Source organism: Thioalkalivibrio sp. ALJ1 (assembly GCF_000745395.1).
Lineage (GTDB): Bacteria > Pseudomonadota > Gammaproteobacteria > Ectothiorhodospirales > Ectothiorhodospiraceae > Thioalkalivibrio.
The window spans coordinates 2,170,162-2,185,327 of the sequence record NZ_KN050684.1; the positions used below are offsets into that span (position 1 = coordinate 2,170,162).

General features: G+C 62.9%; 17 protein-coding genes. 6 read left to right on the forward strand and 11 right to left on the reverse strand.

The window, feature by feature from the left end; translation table 11 throughout:
- Positions 1 to 6 precede the first annotated feature (6 nt).
- The 4 genes from nagZ to F462_RS12560 all read left to right on the forward strand — a co-directional run bounded on the left by nagZ (position 7) and on the right by F462_RS12560 (position 3,001).
- Complete coding sequence (gene nagZ, locus F462_RS12545; protein WP_051918129.1) at positions 7 to 1,050, forward strand: beta-N-acetylhexosaminidase; 1,044 nt, start codon at positions 7 to 9, stop codon at positions 1,048 to 1,050.
- Positions 1,051 to 1,175: 125 nt separating this feature from the next.
- Positions 1,176 to 1,544 carry a DsrE family protein gene (locus F462_RS12550; protein WP_018140105.1) on the forward strand — a complete coding sequence of 123 codons (369 nt, stop codon included), beginning with the start codon at positions 1,176 to 1,178 and terminating at the stop codon, positions 1,542 to 1,544.
- Between the two features lie 135 nt (positions 1,545 to 1,679).
- Positions 1,680 to 2,231 (forward strand): hypoxanthine-guanine phosphoribosyltransferase, encoded by a 552-nt coding sequence (locus F462_RS12555; protein ID WP_038054678.1) that lies wholly within the window; start codon positions 1,680 to 1,682, stop codon positions 2,229 to 2,231.
- A 17-nt stretch (positions 2,232 to 2,248) separates the two neighbouring features.
- Complete coding sequence (locus F462_RS12560) at positions 2,249 to 3,001, forward strand: S-methyl-5'-thioinosine phosphorylase (RefSeq protein ID WP_018140103.1); 753 nt, start codon at positions 2,249 to 2,251, stop codon at positions 2,999 to 3,001.
- A 195-nt stretch (positions 3,002 to 3,196) separates the two neighbouring features.
- Here F462_RS12560 and F462_RS12565 read toward each other — a convergent pair whose 3' ends face one another.
- Positions 3,197 to 4,555, reverse strand: a complete 1,359-nt coding sequence (locus F462_RS12565) for an adenosylmethionine--8-amino-7-oxononanoate transaminase (protein ID WP_038054680.1) — start codon at positions 4,553 to 4,555, stop codon at positions 3,197 to 3,199.
- 228 nt (positions 4,556 to 4,783) lie between these two features.
- Here F462_RS12565 and F462_RS12570 point away from each other — a divergent pair, with 228 nt between their 5' ends.
- Complete coding sequence (locus tag F462_RS12570) at positions 4,784 to 5,917, forward strand: aminotransferase class V-fold PLP-dependent enzyme (protein WP_038054682.1); 1,134 nt, start codon at positions 4,784 to 4,786, stop codon at positions 5,915 to 5,917.
- 47 nt (positions 5,918 to 5,964) lie between these two features.
- Here the strand turns inward: F462_RS12570 and F462_RS12575 are convergent, their stop codons facing one another.
- From F462_RS12575 to fabD, 10 genes are all read right to left on the reverse strand, one after another.
- Complete coding sequence (locus tag F462_RS12575) at positions 5,965 to 6,303, reverse strand: PilZ domain-containing protein (RefSeq protein WP_017941553.1); 339 nt, start codon at positions 6,301 to 6,303, stop codon at positions 5,965 to 5,967.
- Positions 6,304 to 6,404: 101 nt separating this feature from the next.
- Positions 6,405 to 7,394: a DNA polymerase III subunit delta' gene (locus tag F462_RS12580; protein WP_038054683.1), complete on the reverse strand. Its 990-nt coding sequence runs from the start codon at positions 7,392 to 7,394 to the stop codon at positions 6,405 to 6,407.
- A 7-nt stretch (positions 7,395 to 7,401) separates the two neighbouring features.
- Positions 7,402 to 8,055, reverse strand: coding sequence for a dTMP kinase (gene tmk / locus F462_RS12585; protein ID WP_018874916.1), 654 nt, complete (start codon positions 8,053 to 8,055; stop codon positions 7,402 to 7,404).
- Positions 8,056 to 8,072: 17 nt separating this feature from the next.
- Positions 8,073 to 9,110: an endolytic transglycosylase MltG gene (gene mltG, locus F462_RS12590; protein ID WP_038054685.1), complete on the reverse strand. Its 1,038-nt coding sequence runs from the start codon at positions 9,108 to 9,110 to the stop codon at positions 8,073 to 8,075.
- Positions 9,097 to 9,909 carry an aminodeoxychorismate lyase gene (gene pabC, locus F462_RS12595; protein WP_038054687.1) on the reverse strand — a complete coding sequence of 271 codons (813 nt, stop codon included), beginning with the start codon at positions 9,907 to 9,909 and terminating at the stop codon, positions 9,097 to 9,099. The genes mltG and pabC overlap by 14 nt, the downstream gene beginning before the upstream one ends.
- The gene (locus F462_RS12600; protein WP_038054688.1) at positions 9,906 to 11,255 is read right to left on the reverse strand and encodes an aminodeoxychorismate synthase component I; all 1,350 of its coding nucleotides are present in this window, start codon (positions 11,253 to 11,255) and stop codon (positions 9,906 to 9,908) included. Before F462_RS12600 ends, pabC begins: the two co-directional genes overlap by 4 nt.
- Positions 11,256 to 11,270: 15 nt before the next feature.
- A complete protein-coding gene (gene fabF, locus F462_RS12605) occupies positions 11,271 to 12,491 on the reverse strand; it encodes a beta-ketoacyl-ACP synthase II (RefSeq protein WP_018140095.1) in 1,221 nt (406 codons plus the stop codon).
- A 129-nt stretch (positions 12,492 to 12,620) separates the two neighbouring features.
- On the reverse strand, positions 12,621 to 12,860 hold the full coding sequence (gene acpP / locus F462_RS12610; RefSeq protein ID WP_017941560.1) for an acyl carrier protein: 240 nt from the start codon (positions 12,858 to 12,860) through the stop codon (positions 12,621 to 12,623).
- A gap of 128 nt (positions 12,861 to 12,988) precedes the next feature.
- Complete coding sequence (gene fabG / locus F462_RS12615) at positions 12,989 to 13,726, reverse strand: 3-oxoacyl-ACP reductase FabG (protein ID WP_018874912.1); 738 nt, start codon at positions 13,724 to 13,726, stop codon at positions 12,989 to 12,991.
- Between the two features lie 50 nt (positions 13,727 to 13,776).
- Complete coding sequence (gene fabD / locus F462_RS12620; RefSeq protein WP_081911418.1) at positions 13,777 to 14,724, reverse strand: ACP S-malonyltransferase; 948 nt, start codon at positions 14,722 to 14,724, stop codon at positions 13,777 to 13,779.
- 208 nt (positions 14,725 to 14,932) lie between these two features.
- Here fabD and infA point away from each other — a divergent pair, with 208 nt between their 5' ends.
- Positions 14,933 to 15,151 (forward strand): translation initiation factor IF-1, encoded by a 219-nt coding sequence (gene infA / locus F462_RS12625; protein WP_012982660.1) that lies wholly within the window; start codon positions 14,933 to 14,935, stop codon positions 15,149 to 15,151.
- Positions 15,152 to 15,166: the final 15 nt, after the last annotated feature.

Here is a 15,166-nt window from a genome sequence, read left to right on the forward strand (position 1 = left end):
CGAGTCATGACAGAAAATGCCGATTTGCCGCTCGGCCCCGTGATGCTGGATGTCGCCGGCCTGGAACTCACGCCGGAAGATCGCAAACGTCTGCGTCATCCCGCGACCGGCGGGGTCATTCTGTTCGCCCGTAATGTCGGGACGCCGGAGCAGATCCGGGCATTGGTCGCCGCAATCCGAGCCGAACGCCCGGGCATCCTGGTGGCGGTAGACCAGGAGGGGGGGCGCGTCCAGCGTCTCCAGGAGGGCTTCACCCGCATTCCGCCCATGCGCCAGTTGGGCCACGTCTACGATTACGATCGCAACAAGGCCTGTGAGCTGGCCCATGCTACGGGCGAATTATTGGGTCACGAACTGCGCTCGGTGAATATCGATTTCAGCTTTACCCCCGTTCTGGACCGAGACATCGGCGTGAGCGAGGTGATTGGCGACCGGGCCTTCCACCATGACCCGGACGTCATCGCCCGCCTGGCCTGCGAACTGATCCGGGGTCTTTCCGAGGCCGGAGTCGCGGCGGTCGGCAAGCACTTTCCCGGGCATGGGGCGGTCGCGGCGGATTCCCATGTGGCGTTGCCAGTCGACGAGCGACCGCTGTCCGAGATCGAAAACGAGGATCTGGAGGCCTTCCGCCCGGTGCTTGGCGATCTGGAAGCCGTGATGCCCGCCCATGTGGTGTATTCCCAAGTCGATCCGCAGCCGGCTGGCTTTTCCCGTATCTGGTTGCAGGACATTCTTCGCCGTGAGTTGCGTTTTCGCGGGGCGATCCTCAGCGACGACCTGGCCATGTGCGGCGCCGAAGGGGCGGGGACCCCGGACCAGCGAGCGGCGACCGCGCGCGAGGCCGGTTGCGACATGGTCTTGATCTGCAACCAGCCGGAGCAGGCCGACGCGATTCTAGAGGCCCAGGCAGACCGCCCGTTATCGTCCGATTCGCTTCACCGCATCGAGCGCCTGCGAGGACGCCCGACGGAGGCCAGCCCACAACAAATCAACGCCTTGCGTGCACAGCTGGATCACTGGATACAGGGCTGCTTGCTGGCCACGGCATGAGCGCCGCAAAGGGTGCCTTTGGGGGTCCATTGGCGCCCGCGGGCCGACCCGCCTATAATGCGCCACCGGATTGCGGTTGAGCAGCTATTAATATTCACATTCACCACTTGAGTTGGAGATAAAAAATGGCCGATAAGCTCCTGATCGTCATGGTCAACACTGACCCGACAAACCCGTCCGAGCTGGGCGCCCCGTTCTTCCAGGCCACTGTGGCCGCCGCCATGGAATACGACGTTGAAGTCGTGATGACCGGCCGTGCCGGCGAATTGGCCAAGAAGGGTGTTGCCGAAAACCTGTTCGTGCAGGAAGGCTCCAGCAAGAGCGTCTACGACTTCATGAAAGATGCCCACGAGGCGGGCGTTGTCATGAAGGTCTGCACCCCGACGCTGGACCTGTGGGGCAACGACCTGATTCCGGAGATCGAAGAAACCGTGGGCGGCGCCTACGTCATCTCCGAAGCGATGGACGACGACACGGTTACCTTTACCTACTAAGGTTACCGTCGTTTGATTGCCAGCCGGCCGGCCCTTGTGCCGGCCGGTTGCGTTTCCGAGGTTCGGAACCCGCGCGCTTGCCTCGCTCCGGCCGCTCGGACATGATTCTCCGCACCGATGCCCTTAGGACATGCCATGAGCCCGGAACAGGCCCGAGCCACACTGCGCGATGCCGATTGTCTTTTCAGTCGCGATGCGGTGGAGACGGCGATTGATCGGCTAGCCGAACGTACGGCGGCGGTGCTCAAAAACCGCAACCCGTTGGTACTGGGTGTGATGAATGGCGGCGTGGTGATCCTGGGCGGGTTGCTGACTCGCTGGTCGTTCCCCATGCAAGTCGATTACCTGCATGCGACTCGTTATCGCGGTGCTACACACGGCGGGGACCACTTGCACTGGCTGGCGCGACCGCAGGCACCGCTAAAGGGCCGGACGGTGGTGATTGTCGACGACATCCTCGATGGTGGCATTACCCTGGAAGGCATCAAGACGTTCTGCATGGAGCAGGGGGCCGAACAAGTGCTTTCCATCGTGCTGGTCGACAAACACAATCCAGAGCGTGATCCGGCGATCACCGTGGATTACGCGGCCCTGGAGGCGCCCAACCGCTACCTGTTCGGGTACGGCATGGACTACCAGGATTACCTGCGAAACGCCCCCGGCATTTTCGCCGTGGCCAATCACTAACCCCGCCCGAGGCACCCATGTCTTCACCCCGTATTGCCGTGATTGGCGGAACAGGCCTGACACAGCTGAAAGATCTTGAGATTACACGTCGACAGGTGATGCATACGCCGTATGGCGAGCCCTCCGGCCCCCTGGTATTCGGCCGCCTGAACGAGATCGAGATCGTGTTCCTGCCGCGCCACGGTGCGCGTCATACGATTCCACCACATCAGGTGAACTACCGCGCCAATATCTGGGCCCTGCGCAATGCGGGAGTCGACTACGTGGTGGCGGTGGCCGCCGTCGGTGGGATTGCCGAGGAGATGAAACCCGGTGTGGTGGCCATTCCGGATCAGATTATTGATTACACCTGGTCACGGGCCAACACCTTCTTCGACGGGGGTGACGAGCAGGGTGTTACCCATATCGACATGACCTGGCCCTATAGCGAGACGGTCCGACAGACCCTGATCCATGCCATCGACGAGTTGGACATTGCAGCCGTTGACCACGGGACCTACGGCGCCACTCAGGGTCCACGACTCGAGACCGCGGCAGAGATCGACCGACTGGAGCGAGATGGCTGCGACCTGGTCGGCATGACGGGCATGCCGGAAGCAGCGTTGGCTCGAGAACTCGGCCTGAACTACGCCTGCTGCGCGGTGATCGCCAACTGGGCCGCGGGTCGCGCCGATGGGGAAATCACCATGGAAGATATTGCCGCCAATCTTGATGTTGGCATGGCACGGGTGAAACAGATCCTGACTCACGTCATCGACAGCCTGTCCTGATAAGAGGGCCGCAAATCGGTGCAGTGGGGGCCAGGGGCGCGGTACCGGAGCGGCGCGGACGTGCCATACCCAATCCCAAATATCAAATTTAACATAATATGTATTATGCGTCGTTAAGGATGGGCCAAGAGGCGTGTTGTCGGTACTGAACTCTCGTCCCATCCACTCTCTGTGCGGCCTTTCGGCGCGCTTCGATCAGGCCCGTACGGCCTGTTCGATCCCCTCGGTCATGACCTCGACCAGAAAATCGATCTGTTCCTCGGTAATCACGTACGGCGGCATCAGATAGCTGACGTTTCCGAGTGGCCGTAGCAACGCCCCGCGCGTCAGACCGTGGCGATAGATATGCAGGCCGCGACGCTCCTGCCATGGGTATGGGGTCTTGCGGCACTTATCCTGTACGAGCTCGACGGCGGCGATCATCCCATGCTGGCGCACGTCGGCCACATGAGGATGATCGTGTAATGGTTTAAGTCGTTTCTGCATATGCTGCGCAAGTCGCCGATTATTCGCGATAACGGGATCCGTTTTGAAGATATCGAGCGTGGCCAGTGCCGCTCTGCAGGCCAATGGGTTGCCGGTATAGGAATGGGAATGCAGGAACATGTTAAGGCGTTCGTAATCGTCATAGAACGCTTGATAGACCGTCTCAGTGGTAAGTACGGCGGCCATTGGGAGGTAGCCCGCGGTCAGACCCTTGGACAGGCACATGAAATCGGGCGTGATCGGTCCCTGTTCACAGGCGAACAACGTCCCCGTGCGGCCAAAGCCCACCGCGATCTCGTCGGCGATCAAATGGACACCGTGGCGATCGCAGGCCTCGCGTAACAGGCGCAGGTACTCCGGGTCGTACATGCGCATGTGGCCGGCACATTGCACCAGGGGTTCGACGATCACGGCACAGACTTCGTCGGCGTGGCGCGCGAGCGCGTCTTCCATGTGGTGAAACTGACGCCGCGCGACATCTTCGCAGCTCTCGCCGGCCTCGCGCTCGAAGCAATCGGGGGCCGGCACAGTGATTACATCCAGCATCAAGGGTTCGTAGGTCGCACTGTAAAGCGGTACATCACTAACCGACAGCGCCCCCAGGGTCTCCCCGTGATAACTGTTGGAGAGGCGGATAAAGCGGGTCTTTTCCGGCTTGCCGATATTCAGCCAGTAGTGAAAGCTCATCTTGAGCGCAACCTCGACGCCGGCGCTGCCGTTGTCGGCCAGAAACACGCGGTCGAGGCCTTCCGGAGTGAGATCGATCAGGCGCTCGCACAACTCGACGACGGGCTCGTGAGTACATCCCGCCAGGATCACGTGTTCGAGCTGATCCAGCTGTTCCTTCACCGCATCGCCAATGCGGGGGTTGGCGTGGCCGAACAGGTTGACCCACCAGGAGCTGATGGCATCGAGGTAACGGTTGCCATCAAAGTCGTAGAGCCAGACGCCCTCCCCGCGTTGGATCGGAAGGAGTGGCAGCGTCCCTTCTTCTCCGTAATCCTTCATCTGCGTGCAGGGGTGCCACAGGGCACGCAGGTCGCGCTTCTTGAGGGTCTCGTTGTCCATGGCGGGTATTGTGCCAAAGCAGGCTGGGTACGCGGCGTTCATCGGCGGATTTTGCCGCTTGGACGGACAATCAGACACGGAATGCGCGGGATCGGAACGGCTTGTCTGTCTAGTGACCAGTCCGGATCACATGGCCTTCTCCGGCCAAGCCGTCTGGTCGGATGGGTTCGTGCGCTCCCAACACGATTTCGAGTGGGTTACCCTTTTGCTCCCGCACAGGAGGAACGCATGCACCCCGAATTTCCGCAGGAAGGGATTATCCATCTGAATCATGCCGCGGTCGGCCCTTGGCCAAGGCGTACCGAAGAGGCCGTTTGCCGTTTTGCGGGTGAGAACGTGGGGCATGGTTCCCGTGATTACCTGCAGTGGATGCGACACGTGGATGCCACACGGGACCTCGCCCGGGCCCTGATTGGCGCGCCCGCTGCCGAGGACATCGCATTCGTGAAGAACACCTCCGAGGCCCTTTCCATGGTGGCCTTCGGGCTGGATTGGAAGCCGGGAGACAATGTCGTGTTTCCGGCTGGGGAATTCCCTTCCAACCGTGTCGTCTGGCTAGCCGCCGCCGAACGCTTCGGAATCGAGGCACGGGAAGTACCGATCGGTGAAGAACCGGAGCGCGATCTGCTCGCCGCCTGCGATGCTCAGACAAAGCTGTTAGCCGCCAGCGCGGTGCGTTATGACAGCGGGATGCGGATTGATATCCAGGCGCTGGGGGCGGAACTCCGTGCGCGCCGCATTCTGTTCTGTGTCGATGCGATTCAGCATCTTGGCGCCCTGCCCTTTGATGCGCCGGGCTGCCACGCCGATTTCGTCATGGCCGACGCGCACAAGTGGTTGTTGGCACCGGAGGGTATCGGGGTGTTTTACGTGAACCCCGAGATCCGTGAACGGCTGACGCTGCAGGAGTATGGCTGGAACATGCTGGCCCACGCGGGTGATTTCTCGAACCCGGAGATCGAACCGGCAGCCAGTGCACGGCGCTTCGAACCGGGTAGCCCGAACATGCTCGGTATTCATGCCCTGCACGCGAGCTTGTCATTGCTGCTGGAGACCGGCCTGGACACGGTCGATCACGATATCCGCGAACACTGGCTCCACCTGGAGGATGGCCTGCGTTCGCTGGATTGTCACATTCTGACACCGAAGGGTCGGCGGGCCGGCATCCTGACCTTCCGCCCCCCGGTGGAGGATCTCGACGCCCTCTACGCCTCGTTGCAGGGACACGGCATTCTCTGTGCCATGCGCGGCGGAGGCATCCGTTTCTCTCCTCATTTCTATCTGACGCGGGAGCAGATTGATCACGCGCTGGAGTTTCTGAGGGAATCGCTGCGCACGACTAGGACGGATCGTACAAGCTGACCGAATGGGGACCACGGAACCCGTGCGGCCCCCAGACAAAGCGAGAATTAGAAGGTATGAGTCTTGCGGTCGGAATTCAGCATCCCGCCCAGGTGTTCCTCGATCCGACGATGGGTCACTCCCTTGTCCGATTTGTTGAATTGCACGCCGATTCCCCGGAGGCGATTGCCCTGGGCCCGGGGTGGCGTGATCCAGACAACGGTGCATGGAGTCGGCAGCCGGTCCGAGTCTTCCAGCAACGACAGCAGCAGGAACACCTGGTCTCCCAGCTTGTAGGCCTTGTCCGTAGGGATGAACAGACCCCCATTGGTCACGAACGGCATGTACGCGGCATACAGCGCGGGTTTTTCCTTGATTGCCAAGGTGAGCATGCCCTGCCCGGCCATAGACCCTCCTGAGTGACCTGAAAACTGCTGGGTCGATGAGTATCACCCATCGGACCAACCGCGCGCCACCCCGGCCCGACAGGCGGCGTGAGATGGGGGTATTACCGCCGCAGGATCGCGAGCGCGATATCCTCCATACGCAGCTGCGGGTTCAGCTGGCGAGAGGCCTGGCGTTGCCATACAAGCGCCTCGGCCGACAGTTGGGCGAGGCGACGCGCCCCCTTGTGACGAGCGAATGGCTCCAGCAGCTCGCGCGGAAACTGCTGGCCGAAGGCATCCGGCTCGCCGGTCACCAAGAGACGTTGAGCGGCAACCAGCAAGGCCTGTAACCGGGGAATCAAAGATTCGGGCAGGCAGCGCTGCATCGCCGCGGCCATCGCCGTAATCCCGGGGCCGCGCAAGAGCGTGGTCAGGGCCTCGCGGTCCTGTTCCCATTGCGCCATGCGTTCGGGGTCGACGAGCACGTCGCGGGCGGTGAGCGGTCTCCCGAGGCTGGCCGCATAGGCCTCGTCCACCGCATTGGGGTCCTCGGCGAATCCCCGCAACCACGCCTTGGCCTCGCCAGGGTTTGGCGTGGGCACCTCGATCATCTGGCAACGGCTGCGGATGGTGGCGGGCAAGCGGGCCGGCTGCGCCGCCTCCAGGATCAGGACCGCACCAGAGGGGGGTTCTTCCAGGGTCTTCAACAGGGCGTTTGCTGCGTTGCTGTTCAATGCATCGGCGGGGCGGATCATCACGCTGCGAAGGTCACCGGATCCGGAGAGCCCCAAGAATTCGATTGCCTCGCGGGCCGCTGCAATGAGGATCTCCTTGCCCGCCTCCTCCGGTTCCAGGCTCATCACCTCGGGGTGCACGCCGCCCAGAAAGCTGCGGCAGCCATTGCATTCCCCGCAAGCGGGTTCGGAGCCCTGGGCACGCTGGCACAAGAGTGCCTGGACCAGGGCCCGCGTCAGGAGCGACTTACCCACCCCGGTGGCACCGTGGATCAGCAAGCCGGTCGGCAAGCGGCCCTGGCGCGCGCGTTGAACCAGGCCCTCCCACGGTTTCTCCAGCCAGGGCGGTAGCGCCTCCGCGACGACCGGTGCATCCATGGTCGCCCTACCCTCGCAACGCGGGTAACGGCAGACGCTCGCGAACGCCCGCAATAATGTCCCCGGCCACCGTATCCGGATCGGCTGCTGCATCCACGATCAGGTACCGATCGGGGGCCTCGGCGGCCCGCTTCAGATAGGCCTGGCGGGCGCGCTCGAAGAAATCCAGTGCCTCGCGCTCAATCCGGTCTCTGCGCCCCCGCTGCACCGCACGCGAGAGCCCCGTCTCGGCATCAATGTCCAGCAGAATGACCAGATCCGGGCGTAGCTCCCCCTGCAACCACTGTTCGAGCGGCGCAATGCGCTCCAGGCCCAGACCGCGTCCGGCTCCCTGATAGGCGTAGGAGGCATCGGTGAAACGGTCACTGAGGACCCACTCGCCCGCGTTCAGGGCAGGAAGGATCACCTCGCTCAGATGCTGTGCCCGAGCAGCGAACATCAAAAGCAGCTCGGATTCTGCGCACATCCCCGGTAGGTCCGGGTCCAGCAGCAGACCCCGCAAACGTTCGCCCAGAGCGGTTCCACCGGGTTCTCGGGTACTGCGTACACAGGGGCCAGCGGCACCCAGTGCCGTCTCCAGTCGTTCAATCTGGGTGGTTTTGCCCGAGCCCTCGATGCCTTCGAGGACCAGGAAGCGGCCAGGGTCGGACGGGCATTCCATGGTCAGCACGACTCCGGTTAGCGGCGGTTGCGAATACCGTAGCGAGTGCCATCACCGCCCAGCTGATAGCGGATCACGGCCTCGCGGTGTTCGCGATAGGTCTCCGAGAAATGATGACTGCCATCCCCGCGCGAGACAAAGAACAGGTCATCGGTTTCGGCGGGCCGGGCCGCGGCTTGCAGGGCGGCACGCCCAGGCAATGCGATCGGCGTGGGCGGTAGTCCGGCACGGGTATAGGTGTTGTAGGGGTGGTCACGATCCAGCTCGGCTCGGGTCAGGCGTTGCACTCCCGGTTCTTGTACATAGAGCAGTGTCGGGTCGGTTTGCAGACGCATGCCGCGTTGCAAGCGGTTCACGAAGACCCCGGCCACTCGGTCACGCTCGTCACCACGGCCGGTCTCGCGTTCGATAATCGAGGCCAGAATCAGCAAGTCGTAGGGCGACTCCACCGGGTGATCCTCAATGCGATCTTCCCAGGCGCGTTCCAGCTGCATGCGCATCGAACGATGGGCGCGTTGCAGCACCGTCAGCGCGTCCGTTGCAGAGCCGAAGAAATAGGTGTCCGGCAGGAACCAGCCTTCCGGGTGCTCCAAATCGTCCAGCTCGAGGACCTCCAGGAGGTTATGTACTCCCACCGATTCGGGCGGACCCACGAGCTCGGGGTGGCTGCGCAGGGCGGCCAGTGCTTGGCGCACCGTCCATCCTTCGGGAATGGTAAGGCGGTGCTGCACCACATCCCCACGAGCCATGGCGTGGATCAGGTCGCGTGGCGTCATACCCGGGGTGACAGCGTACTCGCCCGCCTGTAGCCGGGGCGCGATGCCCTGCCGCCGGCCATACAACTCCAGCGCCCAGGCGGATTCCACCCAGCCACGCTCGGTAAAGCGGCGGCTGACCTGGCGCAGGCCCTGCCCGGACGCGAGTTCGAAGCGCTCCGCCATCTCAAGCTCGACCGGCGCATTGAGCTGGGCGCGATAGTGTTCGCTCAGCCACCAGGAAGCGCCCAGGGCCAAGACCACCACCAGGGTCAGGACGGCGAGACTAATCCGCTTCATGCAGTGCGATTCCCATTGGATACAGCGGATCATCCTGCCACGCGGGCACCGCCTTGTCCGCTTCAGCCAGGTTGGCCGGGGTCATCCCGATCCGGGCGTTGCTTACATACAGAGCGTCCGCACCACGAACCTCGGCCGGATCGGGATAGGCCTCCACCCCTTCAAACCCGAAGGCGGCGGCATGGTCGAGCACCCAGGCGCGCCGTGTCCCGGCGATGCCCGACTCGCGCACTGGTGGGGTAATCAGCTTCTCGCCCCTGCGTAGCCAGAGGTTTCCTTGCGTCACGCTCACCACTCTCCCCAGTGCATCGCAAAGGATGGCCTCGTCCCAGCCGGACCTCCAGCTGCGACGGGCCAACACATGCTCAAGTCGGCTCGTGTGTTTGAGCCCGGCCAGCGCCGGATTGATGCCAATCGGGACGTCCGCCCACCCCAGCGTCAGGGATCGGATGCTCTTTGGATTGGGCATCTCCAGCGCGGGGCCGCCGCTCACAATTCGGGTCACTGTTGGGTTTTCGGGCGGCGCGTAGCCGCGTGGGCCTTCGCCGCGGGTCACGGTAAGCCGCACCATGCAATCCGCATTGCCGCCCACCCGGGCGATCTCTTCGAGCAACTGACCTTCGGCCAATTCCGGGAAGCCGAGCCGGTTCAGGCCCTGCGTCAGGCGTTGCCAGTGATAGCGCCACAACTGGGGACGTCCAGCCTGCACGCGCAGGGTCTCGAACAGACCGTCACCCAGCAGCAAGCCCCGGTCCTGCGCTCGGACGGCCATTCCTGGCTCCCCATTAATCAGGATCATCCAATCGTCTCCTGGTCACCACGCAGCGCCTCTACCAGCCCTCGCGCCTTGTGCCGCGTCTCCTCCAGTTCACGCTGCGGGTCCGAATCGGCGACGATCCCGGCCCCGGCACGAAAACGCAGTTCGTGGCCTTTCACCACCAACGTGCGGATCAAGATATTGGTGTCCATCCTTCCGTGACGACTGACGTAGCCGCAGCCGCCCGTATAGGCGCCACGGGGGGCATGCCCCTCCAGTTCCTGGATGATCTGCATGCTGCGGATCTTTGGGCAACCGGTAATAGTGCCCCCCGGATAGACCGCGCGCAGGATATCGGCCGCCGTGATGCCGGGCCGGAGTCGCCCGACAATGCTCGAAACGATGTGATGCACGCGGCGATAGCTTTCAATGGTCATGAGTTCGGCGACCCGGACGCTACCAATCTCCGCGACCCGCCCGACATCGTTACGTTCCAGATCCACCAGCATTACATGCTCAGCGCGCTCTTTAATGTTGAAGGCCAGCTCACTGAAAAGCTTTTGATCTTCAATTTCGTCAGCATCACGCCGCCGGGTTCCGGCGATGGGTCGCGTTTCTACGATGCCTGCATCTACCGATACCAATCGCTCTGGCGATGAGCTGATCACGTCGGCGCCCGGCAACTGAAGCCAGGCCGCAAACGGGGCCGCATTGGCCTCCCGTAGACGCGCGTAGAGCACAGCTGGCTCCAGGGCCGTTTCGGCCACGCCATGCCATTCGCGCGAGAGATTCACCTGAAACGTATCCCCAGCGACGATGTATTCCAGGGCCCGGCTGACGGCGTCACGATAGTCCTGTGGATTGTCTTCCGTCAGACGCAACGAGGGCAGCGGCTGGTCGAGCGTATCGGGCAGTTGCTGGAGCATCGACAGGTCCTGGCTCACCTGTTCGAACCTATGGTCTGTCGCGTCCTCATCGACAAACCACGTCACGTCCTCGTGGTGATCCCGAATGACCGCGGCGGGGAAATAGGTCACGAGGGCATCCGGGAGCCATGGGTCCGGGCGGCATCGGCCTAAAGCCGGCTCCAGGCGCCAGGCCAGTTCATACCCGGCATAGATAAACCACCCCCCAAGGAACGGGAGATAGGCATGTGCGGCGAATTCCGGCGCCAACGCCTTGGAGACTGAAAGGTCTTGGTCCAGTGCGCCAAGGACGTCGTCCCCATCCGTAGTGGACAGCGTGCAACCTGGGAACGCGAACAGGATCGAGAAACGCGCAGGCGCCTGCCCAATCAGGGCCGATTCAAGCAGGTGCGGATAGCGTTCAGGAAACCGCTGCGCCAGGGTCGCGAGATCGACCCCGGCGGCCAGCCGATGGACCGCCATGGCGGCGACCCGCCGTCAGATGCTGCGGAACACCAGGGTGCCGTTGGTGCCGCCAAACCCGAAGGAATTGGACAGGCCGACCTTGGTGTTCATGTCACGTGCCTCATTGGCCACATAATCCAGGTCACACCCTTCGCTGGGGTTTTCCAGGTTGATCGTCGGCGGTGACACTTGATCGCGCAGCGCCAGGGCGGTAAAGACGCCTTCGATGCCCCCGGCAGCCCCGAGAAGATGTCCGGTCATCGACTTGGTGGAGTTCACCAGGAGTTTGCGGGCATGGTCGCCAAAGGCCTTTTTCAAGCCCTGCGTCTCGGCCAGGTCGCCGGCCGGGGTCGAGGTGCCATGGGCATTGATATACCCGACCTCTTCCGGATTGACGCCAGCATCCTTCAGCGCGCGGTGCATGCACTTGGCGGCACCCGAGCCATCCTGGATCGGCTGCGTCATGTGATGCGCATCCGCATTCCAGGCGAACCCGGCCAGTTCGCAGTAAATATGGGCCCCGCGTGCCTTCGCGTGCTCGTACTCTTCCAGCATCATCACGCCGGCCCCGTCACTGAGCACGAACCCGTCGCGCTCCTGATCCCAGGGACGCGAAGCGCGTTGCGGATCATCGTTGCGCGTGGAGAGCGCCCGCGCGGCGGCAAAGCCGCCAATGCCCAGCGGGGTGGTGGCCATCTCGGCGCCACCCGCCACCATTGCATCGGCATCGCCATAGGCGATCATGCGCGCGGCGTCCCCAATGTTGTGGGTACCCGTCGCACAGGCCGAGACGATGGAGATATTCGGCCCCTGCAGGTTACGCATGATGGAAAGATTGCCCGCCACCATGTTAATGATGGCACTGGGCACGAAGAAGGGAGAGATCTTTCGGGCTCCACCCTTCAGGTACGCCCCATAGGAGCGTTCGATGTACGGCAGACCACCAATGCCGGAGCCGATCGCGACTCCGATTCGATCGGCGTTCTCCTCGGTCACCTCGAGTCCGGAATCGTCCAGGGCCTGTAGCCCGGCCGCGATCCCGTACAGGACGAAGGTGTCCATCTTCTTCTGGTCTTTCGTCGGAACGTAGTCGTTGGCCTCGAAGTCCCGGACGGCGCCGGAAATCTTTACCGGCATTTCCGAGGCATCGAATACATCGATGGAGGAAATGCCGCTTTTGCCGGCCTTGATGTTGTTCCAGGCCTTGTCGATGGTGGATCCGACCGGGGAGACAATCCCCAATCCGGTAATCACGACACGTCGTTTAGCCAATGATGTTCTCCTCGAAAGACTGAAATACGCGGTCAGCGAAACGACGAAGGGCCGCCCTGCGCACAGGAAGGCCCGTTCGCGTTCTATCCCAACGCCCGAAGGCGAAGGGGATCAATCCTTCATGTGCTCGTTGATGTAATCGATCGCCTGCTGCACGGTGGTGATCTTCTCCGCCTGCTCGTCGGGGATCTCCGTCTCGAATTCCTCTTCGAGCGCCATCACGAGTTCCACCGTGTCCAGCGAATCGGCGCCCAGGTCGTCGACGAAGGCGGCCGCGTTGGTCACGTCCTCTTCCTTGACACCCAGTTGCTCGACAACGATTTTCTTGACGCGTTCTTCAATGCTACTCATGGTTCAGAAATCCCCTTCGGTGTGAGGCGGCTTCGTTGAAAGGTCCGCCATTCTAGAGAAAAGCCCCGCCGCGATCTAGCGATAAGCGCCGCGGGACGTGCGGGCGGCCCTCGGCCGACCCGCCGTGATCAGTGCATGAACATGCCGCCATTCACGTGCAGGGTCTCGCCGGTGATGTACCCGGCCTCCTCTGACGCAAGGAAACCCACCGCGGCAGCAATCTCCTCCGGAGCGCCGAGGCGTCCCAGCGGGATCTGGCCCAACAGGGCCTGTTTGGTGTCATCACCCAGCTCACGGGTCATGTCGGTATCGATGAACCCCGGCGCCACCGTGTTCACCGTGATGTTGCGGCTGCCCACCTCACGGGCCAGGGAGCGGGCAAAACCGGCCAGCCCGGCCTTGGCCGCAGCGTAGTTGGTCTGCCCGGCGTTGCCCGAGGAGCCCACCACGGACCCGATCAGGATGATTCTCCCGCGGCGTAGCTTCATCATGCCCTTCATCAATCGCTGGGTGAGACGCACGGCGGCGGAGAGGTTGGTCTCGATAATCGCATCCCATTCCTCGTCCTTCATTCGCATGAACAGGTTGTCGCGCGTAATACCCGCGTTGTTCACGAGCACTTCGATGGGCCCTTCCTGCTCCTGGACGGCCTTCAACCCTGCGGCGACCGATTCCGCGTCGGTTACATCCATCGCGATACCACGCCCTCCCCACGCCTGCAGGGCCTCGGTGATGCGGTCTGCGCCGCCGTCGCTGGTCGCGGTGCCCACCACCTGCAGACCCTGTTCAGCCAGGCGTCGCGCGATGGCCGCGCCAATCCCGCGGCTCGCACCAGTCACTAGGGCTACACGTTTGCTGTCGGACATGGGGTTCGCCTTTACGTAATTGAATAGTCGGTATGAGCGGTCGCTTGCGGTCAGTTCGCCGCAAGACGGTCGATCGTGGCCCGCAGCGTGTCGCGGTCGGCTACGTCGAACAATTCCAGATCGCGGTCGATGCGCTTGGCCAACCCGGTCAATACCCGCCCCGGCCCGCACTCGACCTGAACGCCCGTCCCAAGCTCGCGCAATCCGCGGATGGTCTCGACCCAGCGTACCGGACGATAGAGTTGGGCGGCCAGGTTCGCCTTGATCGCCTGCGCGGATTCGGCCGGTGCCGCTGTCGCATTTTGCCAGACGGCAATGGTAGGCGAGTTAAACGTGGTGTTGTCCAGCGCGGCCTGCAGGCGCTCGGCCGCCGGACGCATCAGGGCGCAGTGAGAGGGTACGGACACAGGCAGCTTCAGGGCGCGCTTGGCACCGGCATCCTTCGCCGCACCCACGGCGCGTTCCACCGCGGCGACATTGCCAGCGATCACAACCTGACCGGGCGCGTTCAGATTGACCGCTTCCAAGACCTCGCCATTCGCATGCGTCTCGCACAGGGCTCGCACGGCATCGTCGTCGAGTCCGAGGACGGCCGCCATCGCACCCTCGCCCTCCGGAACGGCCGCCTGCATCGCGCGGGCCCGTTCGGCCACCAGGCGCACGGCATCCGGGAAACGGAGCACGCCGGAAGCGACCAGTGCGCTGTACTCCCCAAGGCTGTGGCCGGCCACGGCTTGCGGGCGTGCATCGGTGTGTTCGCACAGCAGGCGCCAGGTGGCAACGCCAGCGGCCAGCATCACCGGTTGGGTCCACTCGGTCTGGTTGAGTTGCTCCACCGGGCCGTGCTGACACAAGCTCCAGAGGTCGGCGTCGAGACAGTCCGAGGCTTCCTGGAAGGTGTCTCGGACAATGGCATGATCATCGCCCAGATCGGCCAGCATGCCGGTGGACTGGGATCCTTGTCCTGGAAATACGGCGGCCCAAGAAGTCATCGTCATTCGTCAATAATCTCGCGCGTGAAAGCGCGCGTAGTGTAGGCGGTCGGGGAAAGGTCGGCAAACCGCCAAGGTCTTGGGTGGTTGCCCCCGGCCCCATTCATTTGCGGCCCCTGAACGACTGGAAACCAACGCAACCCGCGGCATGACTTGTGTTCCGGCGGTGCATCCGGATAATGTCGCCACCTTGATTCAATACGAGAGGGACTGTATGGCGAAGGAAGACGAAATCGAGCTTGAGGGTACCGTCGTTGAGACGCTCCCGAACACCACCTTCCGGGTGGAGCTCGAAAATGGGCACACGATCACAGCGCACATCTCCGGAAAAATGCGTAAGCATTACATCCGGATCTTGCGCGGTGACAAGGTGATCGTGCAGATGACGCCCTATGATCTGACCAAGGGTCGTATCGTCTACCGCAACAAGTAAGTCCCTCGGCAACGA

Coding starts and splice junctions, on each gene's coding strand:
- F462_RS12560 (WP_018140103.1), top strand. CDS start 2,249: ATGTCTTCACCCCGTATTGCCGTGATTGGCGGAACAGGCCTGACACAG.
- F462_RS12600 (WP_038054688.1), bottom strand. CDS start 11,255: ATGGCGGTCCATCGGCTGGCCGCCGGGGTCGATCTCGCGACCCTGGCG.
- fabD (WP_081911418.1), bottom strand. CDS start 14,724: ATGACGATGACTTCTTGGGCCGCCGTATTTCCAGGACAAGGATCCCAG.
- F462_RS12555 (WP_038054678.1), top strand. CDS start 1,680: ATGAGCCCGGAACAGGCCCGAGCCACACTGCGCGATGCCGATTGTCTT.
- mltG (WP_038054685.1), bottom strand. CDS start 9,110: ATGAAGCGGATTAGTCTCGCCGTCCTGACCCTGGTGGTGGTCTTGGCC.
- F462_RS12575 (WP_017941553.1), bottom strand. CDS start 6,303: ATGGCCGGGCAGGGCATGCTCACCTTGGCAATCAAGGAAAAACCCGCG.
- acpP (WP_017941560.1), bottom strand. CDS start 12,860: ATGAGTAGCATTGAAGAACGCGTCAAGAAAATCGTTGTCGAGCAACTG.
- F462_RS12550 (WP_018140105.1), top strand. CDS start 1,176: ATGGCCGATAAGCTCCTGATCGTCATGGTCAACACTGACCCGACAAAC.
- infA (WP_012982660.1), top strand. CDS start 14,933: ATGGCGAAGGAAGACGAAATCGAGCTTGAGGGTACCGTCGTTGAGACG.
- F462_RS12565 (WP_038054680.1), bottom strand. CDS start 4,555: ATGGACAACGAGACCCTCAAGAAGCGCGACCTGCGTGCCCTGTGGCAC.
- nagZ (WP_051918129.1), top strand. CDS start 7: ATGACAGAAAATGCCGATTTGCCGCTCGGCCCCGTGATGCTGGATGTC.
- pabC (WP_038054687.1), bottom strand. CDS start 9,909: ATGATCCTGATTAATGGGGAGCCAGGAATGGCCGTCCGAGCGCAGGAC.
- F462_RS12570 (WP_038054682.1), top strand. CDS start 4,784: ATGCACCCCGAATTTCCGCAGGAAGGGATTATCCATCTGAATCATGCC.
- fabG (WP_018874912.1), bottom strand. CDS start 13,726: ATGTCCGACAGCAAACGTGTAGCCCTAGTGACTGGTGCGAGCCGCGGG.
- tmk (WP_018874916.1), bottom strand. CDS start 8,055: ATGGAATGCCCGTCCGACCCTGGCCGCTTCCTGGTCCTCGAAGGCATC.
- F462_RS12580 (WP_038054683.1), bottom strand. CDS start 7,394: ATGGATGCACCGGTCGTCGCGGAGGCGCTACCGCCCTGGCTGGAGAAA.